Genomic DNA, 16,904 nt, shown 5'->3' with positions numbered 1-16,904 from the left:
TTCATCGTGGTTCGAGAGGCAGCGTTTCTGAGCTACACTTATCCACAAGCCAACCTATGTCAGGTGGCTATCACCCCTGGTCAAAATTCAACGCGCACAGGTGGTCAGATTTAAACGCGCGCCGACACTCGGTGAACTTGCGGTTATCGTCGCTGGGCGTAAAGGCCATCATTTCCTGCTCGGCCTGCTCCCCGAGGTTCTTCGTATCGACCAAGAACAGGATGCGCTTGGCCTTGGCGTGCTTGAGCAGGCGGTAGATGGCGGTGATGGCGGTGTAGGTCTTGCCCGCGCCGGTCGCCATCTGGATCAGGGCGCGCGGGCGATCTTCCTTGAACGATTGCTCAAGGTTGGTGATGGCGATTTCCTGGCAGTCGCGCAGCCCCAGAGCTTTGGCGGGCAGTTTTGCCGGATTCAGAGGCGGGACGTGCTGCAGGCGCTGGCGCAGGCTATCGCCTTGCTGCAGCCATTCCTTGATCGTTTCGGGGCGGTGAAAGCTGAACACCCGGCGTGAGCGAGGCTTGGGGTCATGGCCATCGGTGAAGCGGGTGAGGATGCCTGTGCTTTCGTAGCGGAAGCGCAAGGGTTCTTTGTTGTGCACCCACTTGAGCTTGGCGGCTGCGTAGCCGCCAGATTGCTCTTCGACTTCGGTCAGCTTGTGGCCCAGCTCTTCCTTCTTGGCTTCGATAACGCCGACCGCTTTGCCATCAACGAACAGCACGTAGTCCGCGGGGCCCACGTCAGTCTGGTACTCACGAACGGCTTGGCCCTTGCCTGCGTTGAAATTGATCGTCTTGACAGTCTGAACGACCCAACCCGCCTGCTTGAGCTGTGCGTCGATATGGTCGCGGGCGATCTGCTCGGGGTTCTGGTTTTCGGACATTGCGCGGGCGTCAAAGCTGATAGCAGAAGGTGCCGATGGTATATGAGGCTATGCGAACTCAGCCACTGACGCGCCGCGTAGACGCCGAGGTGTTTGATTCGAGTGAAACATTAGGTGCTTTGGCCCACTCAGGGCGAACCGGTGGCTTGAATGCCAATCGCCCGGTCGATGACTACTAAGGGGCCAGTTCGGCGTAGCTAATATTGCAGGGCAACTGCGGCTTACCTTGTTGATCCAGCCTATGAACGTCGGCTTTGCTAGACGACTGCTCGGTGACCGGTCACCGCAGGCGGCCGCCCGACTCGGACATCCGACGCTGGTGCGTGCAGGCACCTAATCGCTACGCGGAATCGTTACCAGTCATCCAGTGCCGACCAGCCCTCGGCCTATGAATCGCGCGGCCTTCGTCACGAGCCCGAACAGGTTTCAGCTAGCAGGCGGTGCAGGCACTTTCGCCTGGCGGAGTTGAAGCACGCCAGTTCGCTTCGCTGTTGCTCGCGCACATCAGTAAAAATCAGTACGTCCCGCACCCGCACACGTCTAAAGCCTGCCCTGAACTAGTGGCCAGGCGGCACATCCGGGCCCTAGATTGGCGGATGCTCTGCCGTCGCTTGCCTCAGCGCCTCCTTCGCCTCCCACTCGGCGATCATCCTCTCGACCGCTGCGCGCTCTTCTTGCGTCGTCGCATCCGGCAACTCTGAGATTCGACGCTTGTTAATCACCGGAGGCGGCTCAAACCGGTCACGCAATCGACTCGCCCTCAAGGAAGCCAAGGCGTCACGCGCGCCTTGGCGCAACGACTCGACTTCTTCCGGCGTGAGCCGCGTCGGGTCATTGCTGCTTCGCCCCTGGGCACCACCGCCTTCCGCAATAGTTCGCGCCGCTTCCGTCTTCTCGTAGTCAACGATCATCTTCGCTACCGACGCGCGTTGTGCCGGCGTCGTCGTATCGGGAAGTTCCGACAGCCTGGGCCTGTTGTGTCCGTGCTTGCTCATAGTCGCCCCACGTCAAGCGACCGTCGATATCGACGGCCGGGTCGCTGCTAATGTTGTCGAACTGCGTGCCAAACTTCTTCTAGAAGCCGACAGCATCCGGTTCGATGCGCGACACTTTCAGCGTAGCAACTTTCGGAGTAGATCGGCGCGATCCAGCATTGGCGCTTTAGGGAGAAACCAACAGGGCCGGGTACCACCGAGGGCACGACAAGGCCGCGGGCAACTCCCTGGAGCACGGCGCGCGGTCTGCCGAGTAGCGCGAAGAGTTGCGGGGAATTGACGAGACGCTACGCCAACAAAACTGGAAGCCGGAACGTGCGCCATGCCCCGCACGAAACCGCAAGCAAGCGACAAACAGGCACAGTACAGGCACAAAACGCGCTGCCGACCACCAGAAAGCAAAAAGCCCAGTCCGAGGACTGGGCTAAGTGCTTGAAGAAGTTGGTACACCCGGAGCGATTCGAACGCCCGACCCCCTGGTTCGTAGCCAGGTACTCTATCCAGCTGAGCTACGGGTGCAGCCGAGAAACAGAACTATAGACTACTTAATTTTGCTTTGCAAGTATTTTTTAACACTCACAATTTTTTACTGGCGGAGAGTGAGGGATTCGAACCCTCGATACGAGTTTTAGCCCGTATGCTCCCTTAGCAGGGGAGTGCCTTCGACCTCTCGGCCAACTCTCCGCACTTAAGAGGCGCGACTATAGCTGTTTTTTACCCCCGCCGTCAATCGCGCCAGTACAACTTTAGTTCGCGTGATCGAGCTCGAAAGCCTTGTGCAGCACGCGAACAGCCAATTCCAGATACTTCTCGTCAAGCACTACAGAAATCTTGATTTCTGAAGTCGAGATCATCTGGATGTTGATACCCTCTTCCGCCAGCGTGCGGAACATCTTGCTCGCAACGCCCGGGTGCGAACGCATGCCCACACCAACGGCCGACACCTTGCAAATACCCTTATCTCCAACCACTTCGCGGGCGCCAATGTGAGCCTTGACCTCTTCGAGCACGCCACGAGCCTTGTCGAACTCGCTGCGATTGACGGTGAAGGAAAAGTCGGTCGTGCCATCGTGGCCAACGTTCTGGATGATCATGTCGACATCCAGATTCGCATCCGCGATCGGGCCGAGGATCTGGTAAGCGATACCGGGACGGTCCGGCACGCCGAGAACCGTAAGCTTCGCTTCGTCACGGTTGAACGCGATACCCGAAATGATCGGTTGTTCCATGCTGCTATCTTCCTCAACGGTAATCAACGTACCCTCTCCATCTTCCTGGAAGCTAGAGAGCACGCGCAGTTTGACTTTGTACTTGCCCGCGAATTCGACGGAGCGGATCTGCAGCACCTTGGAACCGAGGCTCGCCATCTCAAGCATCTCTTCGAAAGTGATGCGGTCGAGCTTGCGTGCTTCCGGAACGATGCGCGGATCGGTGGTGTAAACGCCATCCACGTCGGTGTAGATCTGGCATTCATCGGCGTGCAGTGCTGCCGCCAGCGCAACCCCGGTGGTATCGGAGCCACCGCGACCGAGCGTCGTGATGTTGCCGGCCTCATCGACGCCCTGGAAGCCCGCGACGACAACCACATGACCTTCATCGAGATCCTGCCGGATGCGATCCTCGTCAATCTTGAGGATGCGCGCCTTGGTGTGGGTGTTGTCGGTGAGAATGCGAACCTGCGGGCCCGTGTAGCTGCGCGCCTTGAGGCCCAACTCCATCAGGGCCATCGACAGCAAGCCGATGGTGACCTGCTCACCGGTCGACACCACCACGTCCAGCTCACGCGGATCTGGTGACGATTGAATATCCTTGGCCAGACCGATCAGGCGGTTGGTCTCTCCGGTCATCGCGGAGACAACAATCACCAGTTGGTGACCTTCCTTCTGGAAGCGGGCGATCCGCTTGGCCACGTTCTTGATACGCTCAGTGGTACCAACCGACGTGCCGCCGTACTTTTGAACAATCAGAGCCATCGTCTTATCTGTTTCGCGTAGGACTCGCGATTGTACACGAAGTACCCGGCCGCCCGCAGATCCGGGGTGACACTGTTTAACAGTTGCTCGCACAATGGCTTGGCGTATGGAACTATGGCAATCAGATATTGATCTATAATTCGGGAACTGGACGATCAGTTTCCGGTCTTCGCAAGGCAGGCCGTTTTATGAAAACGGTCGGGGAAGCGCAAAAAAACGAAGTGAGGTTGCCATCATGAAGAGTACGAATGACAAGGTTGATGTTCGCGAGATCCGCCGCAAGCTTGGACTGAATCAATCCCAGTTCTGGTCGAAGATCGGCGTGACCCAGAGCGGCGGTTCGCGCTACGAGAGCGGTCGTAACATTCCGCGTCCGGTGCAAGCGCTGCTGCGCCTGGTGCACGTTGAGCAGGTCGATATCGGCAAGATCCGCAAGGATGATCTGGACGTAATCGAGTACCTGAAGCATGCGGACCCGGATCTGCTGAAGAACCTGAAGAAAGAAGCCAAGGCGAAGAAGAAGGCGGGCTGAGCCGTTACTTCCCGGCATAATGTTAAAAACGGCATCCTGCAGGATGCCGTTTTCTTTTGCTGATCCAGCAAGTAGGTCAGCAGCCAGCACAACCGCATACACCCGACCACAAAACATGAAGATCACCCGCCGCCTCGAATTCGACTCAGGTCATCGCATTCCACACCATGCCAGCCAGTGCAGAAACCTGCACGGCCATCGCTACACGCTGGAACTGACCTTGCAAGGCGAACCCGTCAGCGCCCGGGGATCAGCGGACGAGGGAATGCTGCTGGACTTCTCCGACGTGAAGTCTATTGCAAAGCGAGAAATTGTCGATCGCTGGGACCATGCATTCCTAGTCCATGCTGATGACACGGCGGTTCGCGCCTTCCTCGAATCGCTGCCAGGCCACAAAACAGTCGTACTGCCGCTGGTACCCACGGCAGAGAACTTGGCCCGGATCGCATTCGACACACTTTCGCCACAAATTAACCACCAATATGGCGGCAGGCTAAAGCTCGCCCGCGTACGACTATACGAAACACCGAACTGCTGGGCGGACGTAGAGGTATAGCTCGCGCTAGTTGGCGGATGGGGTGGGATTCGAACCCACGAGCCCCGCGAAGGGCCGCCGGTTTTCAAGACCGGTGCATTCAACCACTCTGCCACCCATCCTTAATTTTTGATTTTAACACGTCGAATCGAAGCTCGATCGTAGAACCATTCGATTTGCCGCTGGTCTTACTCACATCAGAAACGCTTCACAGGAGGAACTGAATGGCCCTGAACACCTACGCATCTGGCGGCATTGCTGCGTCGTCGCAGAACCGCGTGTTGCGCAACACCTACGCGCTGCTTGCGTTGTCGATGCTGCCCACCATCCTCGGTGCATTTCTAGGCGTGCAGTTCGGCTTCTCGTTCTTTGCCGGCAGCCCGATGCTGGGCTTCATGCTCTTCATGGCTGCTGCGTTCGGCTTCTTCTTCGCCATCGAAAAGTACAAGAACAGCAGCCTTGGCGTGCTACTGCTTCTGGGCTTCACGTTCTTCATGGGCTTGATGCTGTCGCGCAGCCTTCAATTCACATTGGGCTACTCGAACGGTGCAAGCCTCATCGCGTTGGCCGCGGGCGGCACTGGCGTCATCTTCTTCGCGATGGCTGGGCTTGCAACCGTCACTAAGCGTGATCTCTCGGGCATGGGCAAGTTCCTGTTCGTCGGCATGATCGTTGCGCTGATCGCAGGCGTCGCCAACATCTTCCTGCAGTTGCCGGCGCTATCGATTGTGATGGCGGTTGCGTGCCTCGGAATCTTCTCGGCGTACATTCTGTACGACGTCAACCGCATCGTAACGGGTGGCGAAACGAACTATGTCACCGCCACGCTGGCGATCTACCTCGACATCTACAACGTGTTCGTGAGCCTGCTCCAACTGCTTGGCATCTTCGGCGGCGACCGCGACTAACGTCTTCTGCTACCAACAAAAAGGGCGGCCTTGGCCGCCCTTTTTGTTTCATACGCGCTCAAACAGCGCGATCGATTCAACGTGTGAGGTGTGCGGAAACATGTTCGCCACACCCACGCCCTGCAGCCGGTAACCCTTCTCATGGACCAGCACCGCTGCATCGCGCGCAAGCGACGACGGGTTGCATGACACGTAAACCAGCCGCCGCGGCGCATCATCGCCGAGCGCCTTCACCACGGCGATAGCGCCTTCGCGCGGCGGATCAATCAGCATCTTGTCGAGCCGGCCGAGTGCGGCAAGGCTCTGCGGTGTTGCCTCGAAAAGGTTCGCCACCGAGAACGTGCTGAGCGCCGACAGTCCGTTCGCCTCAGCGTTGGCCGCAGCGCGGGCTACCAGCGCAGCACTCCCCTCCACACCAATCACATGTGCGCCCTTGCGCGCAATCGGCAGACTGAAGTTTCCGAGACCGCAGAACAGATCCGCGATGCGCTCACCCGGCTGAGGGTCCAGCAACAGCATCGCGCGGCGGATCAGCAAACGATTGATGTCGACATTGACCTGAGTGAAGTCGGTTGGGCGGAATGCAAGCCGCAGGTTAAATTCGGGAAGGGTGTAAAACAGCTCCCGCCCCTCCCCCTTTGCCAGTGGATGCACCGTATCTGGCCCGCCGGGCTGAGCCCACATGCTGAAACCGTGCGTTTCTCCGAACGCCAACAAGATCGAGACGTCGGCTGGCGTCAGCGGGACGAGATGACGCACAACGAGCACCGTACGATCCTGCGTCACCGCCACTTCGATCTGAGGAATACGGTCCGGCGCCGAGAGTTCGCCAACCAATTCGCGCAACAGCGTCAGCTTGCGACCAACTTGCGGCGGCAAGATCTCGCAGGAGTGCATGTCCGCGATATAGCTGCTCTTCTTCTCATGAAAGCCGACCAGCACACCGCCAAGTCTCGGCACCTGTCGCACACTTAGCCGGGCGCGATACCGGTAACCCCAGGTCGGCCCCTGAACCGCCGAATAGACAATCGCCGGGCGAACCCGCGCGATGTGCCAGAGGTTGTCTTCCAGCACGCGCTGCTTGGCAGCAACCTGGGCGCTCGTCTCAAGGTGTTGCATGCTACAACCGCCGCAGACACCGAAGAACTCACACCGCGGCGTAACGCGTTGTGCGCTCTGCGTAATCGCGTGCAGCATCGTCGCCTGCTCGAACTTCGGTTTTCTGCGGTAGCTTGCGTACTCGACCCGCTCGCCAGGCAACGCTCCCTCGATGAAGATCGCCTTGCCTTCCACGCGCGCCACCCCACGCCCCTCGTGATCCAGTGACTCAACCTTCGCGACCGGCATTTGCAAGCCCCTTGAAGCCAAAGCAGAAAAGGGGCGAGATTGTACCAGCCAGCCTCAGAACGGTCGTCGCTATAATCCTGCGATGATCTCGACACTGCTTGGCGGCCTGAGCGCCGATGAATTCCTGCGCGACTACTGGCAACGCAAACCGCTATTGGTGCGTGGCGCGCTTCCAGGTTTCTCTGGCGTGCTCAGCAAAACCCAGCTTCTCGATCTCGCCACGCGTGACGATGTCGAATCGCGCCGTGTCTGGAATGCCGACGGCGAATGGCAACTCGAACGCGGGCCGTTCGCAAACCGCACCTGGCGGCAAAAGGGGCCATGGACGGTTCTGGTTTCTGGCACAAACCTCATATCCGACGATGCCGATACCCTGCTGCGGCAATTCGACTTCATTCCGCAGGCCCGCCTGGACGACCTGATGGTCAGCTTCGCGACCGACGGCGGCGGCGTCGGGCCACACTTCGACAACTACGACGTATTCCTGATCCAAGGGATCGGACAGCGCCGTTGGCGTATTGGCGCACAGCGCGACCTCACCGTGATCGAAGGTGCGCCGCTGCGCTTGCTGAAAGACTTCCGGCCGTCGCGTGAATGGATTGTCGAGCCGGGGGACCTGCTCTATCTGCCACCGCAATATGCACACGACGGCGTAGCGATTGGCGAGTGCATGACCTATTCGGTCGGCTTCCGGACCGCAACCAACCAGGAATTGGCCGAGGCTTTTCTCGGATACCTGCAAGAAAACGTGTCGCTGAACGGGCGCTACGCGGATCCTGGCCTGAAACGCCCGAGGAACAGCGCGGAAATCTCCAGCGAGATGGTCGAACAGGTCGCGGCCACACTTTCCCGGATCAGCTGGAACAAACAAACAGTTGCAAATTTCCTCGGCAGCTACCTCAGCGAACCCAAACCGCACGTCTTTTTTGACCCACCCGAGTCGCCGATGAGTGAGCGGAAATTCGCGTCCGCCGTTGCCCTGCGGGGCTTCCGGCTCGATATCAAGACGCAGCTACTGTTCCGCGGCAACCGGTTCTTTCTCAACGGTGAGTCGTTCGACGCCCCCCTTGAGCAACGGACCGCACTGAAGCTTTTGGCGCGCGATCGCCATCTGGGCGCAAATGCTGTCAACCCGACGCTGCTTTGTGCGTTTTATGATTGGTATTGCAGCGGCTTTGGGGCTCCGGCGTAGCAGCAGTAGCAGTTGTAGAGCGCTTGAGCTTTGAAAAACATGCTAGAATCTGAGATCGGTTAGGCGTCTAGCCGTGCCGACCAAAAGAATTTGGCGTTTGTCTTTATCGATAAGGGAAACCAACAATGAAGCAATCTCTCCTCGTCGCCGCCCTCGTGGCGCTGGCTGTTACCGCTTGTGGCAAGAAAGAAGAAGCGCCGGTTGAGCAATCCGCTCCGGTCGCTGTTGAGCAGTCCGCTCCGGCTGCTGCTGAGCAATCGGCTCCGGCCGCCGACCAGTCGGCTCCGGCTGCTGAAGCTCCGGCTGCTGAGCAATCGGCTCCGGCTGCTGACCAGTCCGCCGCTAAGTAATTCGCGCCAGCGGAAGAGAAAGCCGACCTTCGGGTCGGCTTTTTTTCGTCCTGCGCATCCTGCTCGCCCACGTAGAAGCGCCGGCAGCGGTGTCGCAAACGCGAACGACTGAGTACGCATAAAAAACGCGCCTCATAGGGCGCGTTTTTTGTCGGCAAGCTGCCAGATTATTTGAGCTGCTCGTAAAGCAGCTTGAGAATCTTGCTAGCTTCCTCACCCTTATCGATATTCCCGTCCTTGTCGAGCACGCGCACAAGCGAACGCTTGTCATCACCCTTGACGAAGATACGGTAGACGGCGCCCGCCTGAAGTTGCGCAGCCGGAGACACGACCGGCTCAGCGGGCGCACTGCGCCAGAACGCGAGTTTGTCGAGCCAGCCACTCTCCTGCTTCGGTTCAACCTTCGCACCGGCAACCCGGACGTCAAACAAGCCGATATCGCGATCGCGGTCTTCAACCAGCAAACCATTGCGATCCAACGCCAAACCCACCTGACGCCAAGCATCGTCGATCGAGCCCGCAAGAATCAGCGCCGCGCCGCCGTCTGCTGCGCGCTCAAAGCGCGCCCTCTCGGTGGCTGGCGAGCTGGCCATCAGCTCCCGCGAACGGTCCTCGGTGGCACCGAGCGACAGCATGAGGCGACGAAGCATCTCCGCCTCCATGCCCGGATCCGGCTTGCGCCAGGTCCATACCGAGGAATCCTTCTGCACGCCACCGGTCAGCACTTCTTCAAGGCCGCGATGGCTAATGAAGACGTCGGTTGTGCCCGCCTGGACGCCCGGCTCAATGCGGGTGCGGAAGCGGTCCTTCTCTGGCGAGCTGTACATGCCGTCGAGGAACTTACCAACCGTGTCGCGAACGATGTCTTGCTTGATCTTGGTGCGATTCTCGAGCCAATCCGTTTCGAGGATGCCAACCTCCGGGCTATCGACGACCAGCGCGTAGCCGTTCTGCAGCCAGAAAGTCTTGAGCTTCGGGTAGAGCTGCGCAGGCGTAAGCGGCACGACCAGCCAGCGCTCCGCGCCAGCGCGGCCAATCGTCATTTTCGCGACGTCCGGCACCACCTCCGGCCCACTGGCAACGCCCACGCCGCCAGCCGAAGGCTTGCGCCCGGCCTGGTATTCGGACAGCGTCGCTGCGACCGACTCACCTTCGACAGAGTAACGATCGTCGCGCCCAGGCTTGGTCAGATCGGGCGGCACATCCAGCGGTGTCGAACGCTGTTGTGCGCCAGCCTTGTAGTCGACCTTGCCCACATCCTTGGTTGAAAACGTGCACGCGCCGAGCACGACGAGCAGACACACCGGTGCAACGCTTTGCAGCTTGAACATACTGCAGACTCCTCAGGCCTCAATGCCGGCCTGACGCAGTGCGTCGAGCAGCTTGGATTCGTTTGCGACGGTAAGTCGCGTCAAGGGAAGACGGATACCCGAACCGATATGGCCCATGCGCTCAAGCGCCCACTTCGCGGGAATCGGATTGGGTTCGCAGAACAAGTGCTTGTGCAGCCCCACCAGCTTGGCGTTGATCGCGCGCGCGCGCGTCAGGTCGCCCGCCGCAGCGGCGATACACATTTCGTGCATGGCGCGCGGTGCGATGTTGGAGGTCACCGAGATCACGCCGTGCCCGCCGAGCAGCAGGAAGGCCAGCGACGTCATGTCGTCGCCGCTGTAGAGCGCGAAATCAGCCGGCGCACGCAGAATCAGGTCAAGAGCACGGTCGATCGCGCCGGTCGCATCCTTGAGGCCGACGATGTTCGGGATCTCGGCCAGACGCAATGCCGTGTCGTTCGACATATCGGCACCGGTCCGCCCCGGGACGTTGTATAGGATCACCGGGATATCGACGGCTTCAGCGATCGTTCGGAAGTGCTGGTACAGGCCCTCTTGCGTGGGCTTGTTGTAGTAGGGGACCACCGACAGGATGCCGTCCGCTCCGGCAGACTTTGCAAATTGCGACAATTCAATCGCTTCTGCCGTGGAATTTGCCCCGGTTCCGGCAATCACGGGCAAACGGCCGGCGGCATGACCGACCGCAGTCCGGATTAGTTCGCAATGCTCTTCGACGTTGACGGTCGGCGATTCACCGGTCGTCCCGACGATGACGATGCCGTCGGTTCCTTCTGCGACATGCCAGTCGATGAGACTCTTGAGTCGCGCCAGGTCAAGGCTGCCATCCTCACGCATCGGCGTGACGATCGCGACAATCGAACCCTTAATCATGCGTTTGCCGCCACAAAGACAAAGCCGAGATTCTAGCGCATACGTAGAAAATCAGCGTCAAAGGTCCGCCAGCGCCTTGATGTGAGCCACCGCACTGCGCGCCAGCGCTGACAGCGCGTAGCCCCCCTCCAGCATCGACACGATGCGCCCGCTGCAGTGCTGCTCGGCGAACACACGCAATTGCTGGGTCACCCACGCATAGTCGGCTTCGACGAGGCCCAGTGAGGCCATATCGTCCTCATAGTGCGCGTCAAACCCGGCCGAGATGTAGAGCATCTCAGGCGCGAAATTGCGAAGCGCGGGCAGCCACACATCGGTGACGATGTCGCGGAATGCGTCGCCCCGCGTGCCAGCCGGCACCGGCACATTGACCATGTTCGCCGCCGGATGGTCCGCCCCGGTGTAGGGGTAGAAGGGATGCTGGAAGAAGCTGACCATCAGCACCCGCTCGTCGCCAGCAAAGACATTCTCGGTGCCGTTGCCGTGATGAACGTCGAAATCGATCACTGCCACGCGCTTCAGACCATGCGTTTCGAGTGCATGGGTCGCCGCAACGGCAATGTTGTTGAAGAAACAGAAGCCCATCGCCCGGTCGCGCTCAGCATGGTGCCCCGGTGGGCGTACCGCGCAGAAGGCGTTGTCGACCTCACCGCGCAGCACGAGATCGGTCGCCAGTACGCCAGCGCCCGCCGCGCGCAAGGCTGCGCGGATGGTGTGAGGGCACATCGCCGTGTCCGGGTCGATGTGCTTGATGCCACGTTCCGGCGCGCTGCCGATAAGATCCTCGACATGCCGACGCGGGTGAACGCGCGACAACTGCTCGATACTCGCTTGCGGCGCGTCATGAAAATTGAGGAACGAATCGATGCCGGATGCGATCAATCGATCCTGGATCGCAGAGAGGCGATCCGGGCATTCGGGGTGCATGGCCCCCATGTTGTGCATCCAGCAATCCGGATGCGTGATGAATGCGGTCGCCATGTGGCCCCTCGCCGCCTCGTTCTGATCTGAACAAATGGGCCGACCAAACGCGACGACCCTCCCCCATCCCGATATTATCCGACCGACACCATGAGCCCACAACAAAAACTGCCCATCAGCGAAGCGCGCGCGCTCGCGCATGACGTCGCCGCTGCGGTCGGCGAATCCATTCTCGGCAAGTCGGCACAAATCCGGCTCGCAGTGGCCTGCCTGCTTGCGCGTGGCCACCTGTTGATCGAGGACGTGCCCGGCGTGGGCAAGACGACACTCGCCCACGCGCTTGCCGATGCCTGCGGGTTGGCTTGGCGGCGCGTGCAGTTTACGAGCGACCTGTTGCCGGCGGATCTGGTCGGCGTATCAGTGTGGGAGAGCGCGAACGCGCAGTTTGCCTTCCGACCCGGGCCGGTGTTTTCGGAAGTGCTGCTAGCGGACGAGGTCAACCGCGCATCGCCGAAGACGCAGAGCGCACTGCTAGAAGCCATGGAGGAGCGCCGGGTATCGGTGGATGGCACGACACATCCGCTGCCCGACCCCTTCTTCGTGATAGCCACGCAGAACCCGGCGCATCACGCAGGCACGTTTGATCTGCCAGAATCGCAACTCGACCGCTTCCTGATGCGGCTCTCGCTCGGCTACCCGCCGGCCGACGCCGAACTCGCTCTCCTTTCCGGCCGCGACCGACGCAACCGCAGCACGATAACGCGCGTGACCGACCATGACAGGCTGACGGCACTCCAAGCCAGTTGTGCCGATGTATTCGTTGGCGAACCGATCGCGCGCTATGTGTTGCGCCTGCTCAGCGCAACACGCAGCCATCCGGCAATCGCCCTGGGCCTGAGCCCACGCGCGGGTCTCGCACTGCTGGCTGCGGCTCGCGCCTACGCGCTCACCGAGGGGCGCGACTTTGTCGCACCGGAGGATGTTCAGGCGGTCTGGCACGCCGTCGCGGCGCACCGCTTGCACACAGCAGACGGTCGTCATCTGCCCGATGCAATGGTCGCCGACTTCCTGAAAAGCACGCCGGTCGCGTGAGCACATCGATGCGGCAGAACCTGCGGGAACGCATGCAGCGCTGGATGCTGCGCGGCCGCACCCCAGAGCGCCTACCTGTCACGCTCGGCCAGCGACGCATCTATGTGCTGCCGACCGGCCCGGGCCTGAGCTTTGGCTGCCTGCTGCTGGCGATGTTGCTGGCCAGTCTGAACTACACCTTGTCCCTTGGATTCGCGCTGACCTTCGTACTTGCGGGCGTCGGTCATCTGTCGATGGTGCGTGCACATCGCAACCTGCTCGGCATCACGCTGCAAAGCGGGCGCTGCGATGCGGTGTTCGCCGGCGAGCCGCGTATCTTGTCGCTGGCCATGCAGGAGCAAGCGGGCCGTGAGCGGCCGTCGCTGTCGATCATGCAGACTGGGTCGGCATCGACATCCTTCTCGATTCCCGCCAAGGCATCACAGTCGCTGAACCTCGCAGTCCCCCCTCAACCAAGGGGTCGGCATGCCGTAGGGCGGCTGCGACTTGAGACTCGCCATCCGCTAGGGCTGATCGTGGCCTGGAGTTACTTCGAGCCGGCCGTTTTCGGGCTCGTCTATCCCGCGCCGGAGGCCGACGCGCCGAGCGCACCATCACAACAGGGAGAAGGAGAAGGCCGCCCCATTCCCGGTGGCGATGGCGTGCTGTTCGATAGCCTGCGCCCGTATCGCGCGGGGGACAGGCCGCGTCAGATCGCGTGGCGGCAACTCGCGCGTGGTGGCGCGCTGGCCACGAAACACTTCGCGGCGGAGGCCGGCGGAGAGCAATGGCTACGGTGGATCGACTGCCCCGCCACGCTCGACACTGAAGCCCGCCTATCGCGCCTTTGCGCCTGGGCCCTCCGCGCAGACGAGGCAAAGCAGCGCTTTGGGTTGGAGCTACCCGGCCGCAGAATTCCGCCCAGCAGCGGCGCAGCCCATCTGCGCGAGGTGCTTGAGTCGCTGGCGCTCTACGGAGTCGCAGACCATGCATAAGACTGCGCCCGTCGATCGGAGCGACCTGCTCTGGATACTGGCCGCCGTGGTGCTGACCCTGCTGCCACTGCTCCCGCGTTTGACGCTGGAGGTTAGCGTCATCGCCAGCCTGCCACTGCTTTGGCAAGGCTGGCGGCTGCATAGCGCATCGCCCGCCCCTACGCCGAATCGGCTTGTGCTGTTACTGATGGCGATCGTCGCCGTTGCAGCGACAGTCGCCCGCTACGGCACAGCCTTCGGGCGAACACCCGGTCTCGCACTGCTCGCGATGCTGCTGGGTCTGAAGATGCTGGAGACTCGCACACGCCGCGACGCCCACATCACGATTCAGCTGTGCTTCTTCGTGCAGCTCGGCTACTTTCTGATCGAACAAAGCGTCGTAACCGCATTGAGTGCCTTTGCCGCATGCATTCTGGCGCTGACTGCACTGCTGCGTGTCGAGCAGCCCGATCTGTCGCTCAAACCAGCGATCTCGAGCAGCGCGCGAATGGTCGGCATCGCGCTACCGCTTGCGGCCCTGTTATTCGTACTGTTCCCGCGGATCGACTCACCCCTCTGGAGCATGCCCAGCGATGGCGCCAGCGCCACCACCGGCATGTCGGACCGCATGCGTCCGGGCACCATCGCCGACCTGTCTCTGTCAGGCGAGATAGCATTCCGTGTGGAGTTTTCCGGCCCAATACCCCCGCCCGCCGAACGCTACTTCCGCGGCCCGGTAATGAGTCAGTTCGACGGTATGGAATGGCAAGCTCGGCCAGCCATTCGCGCGGCCAGTCAGCCGCAAGGCAACCGACGTATCGACTATGTGATCACCCTTGAGCCCAACCAGAATCGTTGGCTGTTCGCGCTGGAACACGCGACACCACGAGAGGGTCAGACGCTTGATGCCGCCAATGTACTGCTCGCGAGCGCCGCAGTGCGCACACGCATCCGTGCAGCGCTGACGAGCTTCACGGATGCCAGAATCGGACTCGATATCTCGCCCGCCCATCTCGCAACGAACCTCGAACTCCCCGCCGGCAGCAATCCGAGGGTGGCGGCGTTCGGTGCGCAGCTGCGACAGGACAACCCCGCGCCGGCAGATCGCGTTGCGGCAGCGCTTAGCTTCCTGCGTAAAGGCGATTTCGTTTACACGCTCTCTCCGCCACGCCTTGGGCGCAACGCGGCCGACGACTTCCTGTTCGAAACTCGGCAAGGTTTCTGCGAACACTTCGCAAACGCCTTCACCGTGTTGATGCGGTCCGCTGGCGTACCGGCGCGTGTCGTCGCAGGCTATCAGGGGGGTGAAGTCAATCCAATCGACGGCACATTGGTGGTGCGGCAGTCCGACGCCCATGCGTGGACTGAAGTGTGGCTCGCCGAACAGGGCTGGGTTCGCGTCGATCCTACCGCCGCCGCAGCGCCAAGGCGGATTGACGGCGGCCTCACGGCATCGCTGCCCGCCAGTGATCCGATTCCAGGTCTGGTCCGCATCGAGTCGCAATGGCTGCGAACACTCCGTAACCGCGCCGAAGCGATGTCCCATGCATGGAACACCTGGATCCTCGGCTACAACGCACAACGTCAGCGCGACCTGTTCGCCGGTCTGGGCTTCGACGCTGACTGGCGGAACCTGACGATCGGACTCGTGGCCAGCGGCGCGCTCTGGCAGGCTGCCGTATGGGTGGGCATGTTCCGCAGCCGTCGCCGTCAGACACCCGCCGAACGCGCATGGCAATTGCTGCTGCGCAAGCTCGGGCAACGCGGGATTGAACCCTCAATCAGCGAAGGGCCGATTGCCTTCGCGGCACGTGCAGGTACCATCCATCCCGAATGGCACGAAGCGCTCGCGGACTTTGCTGCCCGCTACGCCCGCCTTACCTACGGCCCCACCGCGCCGGCAGCAGAAGCCGAAGCGCTCAGACTCGACATCAACGCATGGCTCACACGCACCTTCTGAAACGCAGCACCCTCGTCCTCGCCGTCTTGCTAGGCATCGTCAGCACGCTCGCGCATGGCGCCACGGCGCCAGAACCACAGCCCTATGGCGAGCGCGAGGAAGTCAAAGCCTTCGCCCACGAACTTGCGCAAAAGGAATCGCTCGATGAAGCGCAGGTGCTGGCCAGCCTGGCCGAAGCACGCTATCTACCGGCCGTAATCAAGGCGATCCTTCCGCCGGCGAGCCCGACCGTGAAGTCGTGGGTGCGCTACCGCGCCCGCTACCTGGACCGCACCCGCATTGCCGCAGGAACAGCGTTCTGGCGCGAGCACGCGGCCACCCTAGAGCGCGCGGAAGCCGAGTTCGGCGTGCCTGCGGACATCATCGTCGGCATCATCGGCGTCGAGACCATCTATGGCCGCAATCAGGGCAACTTCCAGACGCTCTCTGCGCTCGCCACACTCGCCTTCGACTACCCGCCGCGCGCGGAACTCTTCCGCCGCGAACTCGGTGAATTGTTCCTGTTATCGCGCGACACCTCCAAGCCTGTCACCAACTACAAAGGCTCGTACGCGGGCGCGTTGGGGCTGCCGCAGTTCCTGCCCAGCAGCATCCGGCGGTATGCCATCGACTACGACGGCGACGGCAAGGTCTCACTCGACACCAGCGCAGACGACGCCATTGGAAGTGTCGCCAATTTTCTGAAGCAGCACGGATGGGAACGCGGGGGCGCTGTCGCCGTACCCGCTCGGGTGATGGATCCACAGCGAGCAACAGCGCTGGTGGAAGCGGGTATCGCACCGAGTTTCCGCAAACAGGATTTTGAGCGCCTAGGTGTCGCGGCCGACACGCCGGCCGCCGAAGACAAACCCGCGGCCTTGATCGATTTGGTCTCACCGGAGGCGGCGACCGAATACTGGCTCGGGTATCAGAATTTCTACGTAATCACGCGCTATAACCGCAGTAGCTTTTACGCGATGGCGGTATTCCATCTCGCCACGGCTGTTCGTCTGGAGCGCGAGCGCGGCGGATTAGCGACCGCCGCATGACTTGTGGCGCCCGGAG

16 protein-coding genes and 3 tRNA genes are annotated in these 16,904 nt (G+C 61.2%); 9 read left to right on the top strand and 10 right to left on the bottom strand.

Features of this window, described 5'->3' with window-relative positions; all coding sequences use genetic code 11:
• Positions 1-70: 70 nt before the first annotated feature.
• The 5 genes from ACE3P0_RS16960 to ACE3P0_RS16940 form a co-directional block, all read right to left on the bottom strand.
• On the bottom strand, positions 71-880 hold the full coding sequence (locus tag ACE3P0_RS16960) for a DEAD/DEAH box helicase family protein (RefSeq protein WP_374403909.1): 810 nt from the start codon (positions 878-880) through the stop codon (positions 71-73).
• Positions 881-1,464: 584 nt separating this feature from the next.
• Complete coding sequence (locus ACE3P0_RS16955) at positions 1,465-1,875, bottom strand: hypothetical protein (RefSeq protein ID WP_374403908.1); 411 nt, start codon at positions 1,873-1,875, stop codon at positions 1,465-1,467.
• Between the two features lie 442 nt (positions 1,876-2,317).
• Positions 2,318-2,394, bottom strand: a tRNA-Arg gene (locus tag ACE3P0_RS16950).
• 71 nt (positions 2,395-2,465) lie between these two features.
• Positions 2,466-2,559 (bottom strand) — tRNA-Ser (locus tag ACE3P0_RS16945).
• Positions 2,560-2,621: 62 nt separating this feature from the next.
• A complete protein-coding gene (locus ACE3P0_RS16940; RefSeq protein WP_374403907.1) occupies positions 2,622-3,848 on the bottom strand; it encodes an aspartate kinase in 1,227 nt (408 codons plus the stop codon).
• 235 nt (positions 3,849-4,083) lie between these two features.
• Here ACE3P0_RS16940 and ACE3P0_RS16935 point away from each other — a divergent pair, with 235 nt between their 5' ends.
• On the top strand, positions 4,084-4,380 hold the full coding sequence (locus ACE3P0_RS16935) for a helix-turn-helix domain-containing protein (RefSeq protein WP_374403906.1): 297 nt from the start codon (positions 4,084-4,086) through the stop codon (positions 4,378-4,380).
• 115 nt (positions 4,381-4,495) lie between these two features.
• On the top strand, positions 4,496-4,936 hold the full coding sequence (queD, locus tag ACE3P0_RS16930; protein WP_374403904.1) for a 6-carboxytetrahydropterin synthase QueD: 441 nt from the start codon (positions 4,496-4,498) through the stop codon (positions 4,934-4,936).
• An 11-nt stretch (positions 4,937-4,947) separates the two neighbouring features.
• On the opposite strand, the gene ACE3P0_RS16925 is transcribed toward queD, so the two are convergent.
• Positions 4,948-5,037, bottom strand: a tRNA-Ser gene (locus tag ACE3P0_RS16925).
• 102 nt (positions 5,038-5,139) lie between these two features.
• Between ACE3P0_RS16925 and ACE3P0_RS16920 the strand changes: the two genes are divergently transcribed.
• Positions 5,140-5,823 (top strand): Bax inhibitor-1 family protein, encoded by a 684-nt coding sequence (locus ACE3P0_RS16920; RefSeq protein ID WP_374403902.1) that lies wholly within the window; start codon positions 5,140-5,142, stop codon positions 5,821-5,823.
• 48 nt (positions 5,824-5,871) lie between these two features.
• Here the strand turns inward: ACE3P0_RS16920 and rlmD are convergent, their stop codons facing one another.
• Positions 5,872-7,170 (bottom strand): 23S rRNA (uracil(1939)-C(5))-methyltransferase RlmD, encoded by a 1,299-nt coding sequence (rlmD, locus tag ACE3P0_RS16915; RefSeq protein WP_374403900.1) that lies wholly within the window; start codon positions 7,168-7,170, stop codon positions 5,872-5,874.
• An 82-nt stretch (positions 7,171-7,252) separates the two neighbouring features.
• Between rlmD and ACE3P0_RS16910 the strand changes: the two genes are divergently transcribed.
• Both ACE3P0_RS16910 and ACE3P0_RS16905 read left to right on the top strand, forming a co-directional pair.
• Complete coding sequence (locus ACE3P0_RS16910; RefSeq protein ID WP_374403899.1) at positions 7,253-8,362, top strand: JmjC domain-containing protein; 1,110 nt, start codon at positions 7,253-7,255, stop codon at positions 8,360-8,362.
• Between the two features lie 125 nt (positions 8,363-8,487).
• Complete coding sequence (locus ACE3P0_RS16905) at positions 8,488-8,712, top strand: hypothetical protein (protein ID WP_374403897.1); 225 nt, start codon at positions 8,488-8,490, stop codon at positions 8,710-8,712.
• A 167-nt stretch (positions 8,713-8,879) separates the two neighbouring features.
• Here the strand turns inward: ACE3P0_RS16905 and bamC are convergent, their stop codons facing one another.
• The 3 genes from bamC to ACE3P0_RS16890 are packed head-to-tail and all read right to left on the bottom strand — an operon-like array spanning position 8,880 to position 11,915.
• Positions 8,880-10,043, bottom strand: a complete 1,164-nt coding sequence (gene bamC, locus ACE3P0_RS16900) for an outer membrane protein assembly factor BamC (RefSeq protein WP_374403896.1) — start codon at positions 10,041-10,043, stop codon at positions 8,880-8,882.
• 12 nt (positions 10,044-10,055) lie between these two features.
• Positions 10,056-10,934, bottom strand: coding sequence for a 4-hydroxy-tetrahydrodipicolinate synthase (gene dapA, locus ACE3P0_RS16895; RefSeq protein WP_374403895.1), 879 nt, complete (start codon positions 10,932-10,934; stop codon positions 10,056-10,058).
• A 57-nt stretch (positions 10,935-10,991) separates the two neighbouring features.
• The gene (locus ACE3P0_RS16890; RefSeq protein WP_374403894.1) at positions 10,992-11,915 is read right to left on the bottom strand and encodes a histone deacetylase family protein; all 924 of its coding nucleotides are present in this window, start codon (positions 11,913-11,915) and stop codon (positions 10,992-10,994) included.
• 90 nt (positions 11,916-12,005) lie between these two features.
• Here ACE3P0_RS16890 and ACE3P0_RS16885 point away from each other — a divergent pair, with 90 nt between their 5' ends.
• Genes ACE3P0_RS16885 through mltB form a run of 4 tightly spaced genes read left to right on the top strand, consistent with a single transcriptional unit; the run spans position 12,006 to position 16,888 of the window.
• Positions 12,006-12,947 carry an AAA family ATPase gene (locus ACE3P0_RS16885; RefSeq protein WP_374403893.1) on the top strand — a complete coding sequence of 314 codons (942 nt, stop codon included), beginning with the start codon at positions 12,006-12,008 and terminating at the stop codon, positions 12,945-12,947.
• Positions 12,944-13,921, top strand: a complete 978-nt coding sequence (locus ACE3P0_RS16880) for a DUF58 domain-containing protein (RefSeq protein WP_374403892.1) — start codon at positions 12,944-12,946, stop codon at positions 13,919-13,921. The genes ACE3P0_RS16885 and ACE3P0_RS16880 overlap by 4 nt, the downstream gene beginning before the upstream one ends.
• On the top strand, positions 13,914-15,860 hold the full coding sequence (locus ACE3P0_RS16875; protein WP_374403891.1) for a DUF3488 and DUF4129 domain-containing transglutaminase family protein: 1,947 nt from the start codon (positions 13,914-13,916) through the stop codon (positions 15,858-15,860). Before ACE3P0_RS16880 ends, ACE3P0_RS16875 begins: the two co-directional genes overlap by 8 nt.
• Positions 15,839-16,888 carry a lytic murein transglycosylase B gene (gene mltB, locus ACE3P0_RS16870; protein WP_374403890.1) on the top strand — a complete coding sequence of 350 codons (1,050 nt, stop codon included), beginning with the start codon at positions 15,839-15,841 and terminating at the stop codon, positions 16,886-16,888. Before ACE3P0_RS16875 ends, mltB begins: the two co-directional genes overlap by 22 nt.
• Positions 16,889-16,904: the final 16 nt, after the last annotated feature.

Source organism: Niveibacterium sp., assembly GCF_041909475.1.
In the GTDB taxonomy this organism is placed as follows: Bacteria; Pseudomonadota; Gammaproteobacteria; order Burkholderiales; family Rhodocyclaceae; genus Niveibacterium.
The sequence above is the reverse complement of the archived record's forward strand: the minus strand, read 5'-3'. Positions and strand labels throughout refer to the sequence as shown.

What these genes read in the sequence shown, in the direction of transcription:
- ACE3P0_RS16960 (WP_374403909.1), bottom strand. Translation starts at nt 880, where the DNA reads ATGTCCGAAAACCAGAACCCCGAGCAGATCGCCCGCGACCATATCGAC.
- ACE3P0_RS16955 (WP_374403908.1), bottom strand. Translation starts at nt 1,875, where the DNA reads ATGAGCAAGCACGGACACAACAGGCCCAGGCTGTCGGAACTTCCCGAT.
- ACE3P0_RS16940 (WP_374403907.1), bottom strand. Translation starts at nt 3,848, where the DNA reads ATGGCTCTGATTGTTCAAAAGTACGGCGGCACGTCGGTTGGTACCACT.
- ACE3P0_RS16935 (WP_374403906.1), top strand. Translation starts at nt 4,084, where the DNA reads ATGAAGAGTACGAATGACAAGGTTGATGTTCGCGAGATCCGCCGCAAG.
- queD (WP_374403904.1), top strand. Translation starts at nt 4,496, where the DNA reads ATGAAGATCACCCGCCGCCTCGAATTCGACTCAGGTCATCGCATTCCA.
- ACE3P0_RS16920 (WP_374403902.1), top strand. Translation starts at nt 5,140, where the DNA reads ATGGCCCTGAACACCTACGCATCTGGCGGCATTGCTGCGTCGTCGCAG.
- rlmD (WP_374403900.1), bottom strand. Translation starts at nt 7,170, where the DNA reads ATGCCGGTCGCGAAGGTTGAGTCACTGGATCACGAGGGGCGTGGGGTG.
- ACE3P0_RS16910 (WP_374403899.1), top strand. Translation starts at nt 7,253, where the DNA reads ATGATCTCGACACTGCTTGGCGGCCTGAGCGCCGATGAATTCCTGCGC.
- ACE3P0_RS16905 (WP_374403897.1), top strand. Translation starts at nt 8,488, where the DNA reads ATGAAGCAATCTCTCCTCGTCGCCGCCCTCGTGGCGCTGGCTGTTACC.
- bamC (WP_374403896.1), bottom strand. Translation starts at nt 10,043, where the DNA reads ATGTTCAAGCTGCAAAGCGTTGCACCGGTGTGTCTGCTCGTCGTGCTC.
- dapA (WP_374403895.1), bottom strand. Translation starts at nt 10,934, where the DNA reads ATGATTAAGGGTTCGATTGTCGCGATCGTCACGCCGATGCGTGAGGAT.
- ACE3P0_RS16890 (WP_374403894.1), bottom strand. Translation starts at nt 11,915, where the DNA reads ATGGCGACCGCATTCATCACGCATCCGGATTGCTGGATGCACAACATG.
- ACE3P0_RS16885 (WP_374403893.1), top strand. Translation starts at nt 12,006, where the DNA reads ATGAGCCCACAACAAAAACTGCCCATCAGCGAAGCGCGCGCGCTCGCG.
- ACE3P0_RS16875 (WP_374403891.1), top strand. Translation starts at nt 13,914, where the DNA reads ATGCATAAGACTGCGCCCGTCGATCGGAGCGACCTGCTCTGGATACTG.
- mltB (WP_374403890.1), top strand. Translation starts at nt 15,839, where the DNA reads ATGGCTCACACGCACCTTCTGAAACGCAGCACCCTCGTCCTCGCCGTC.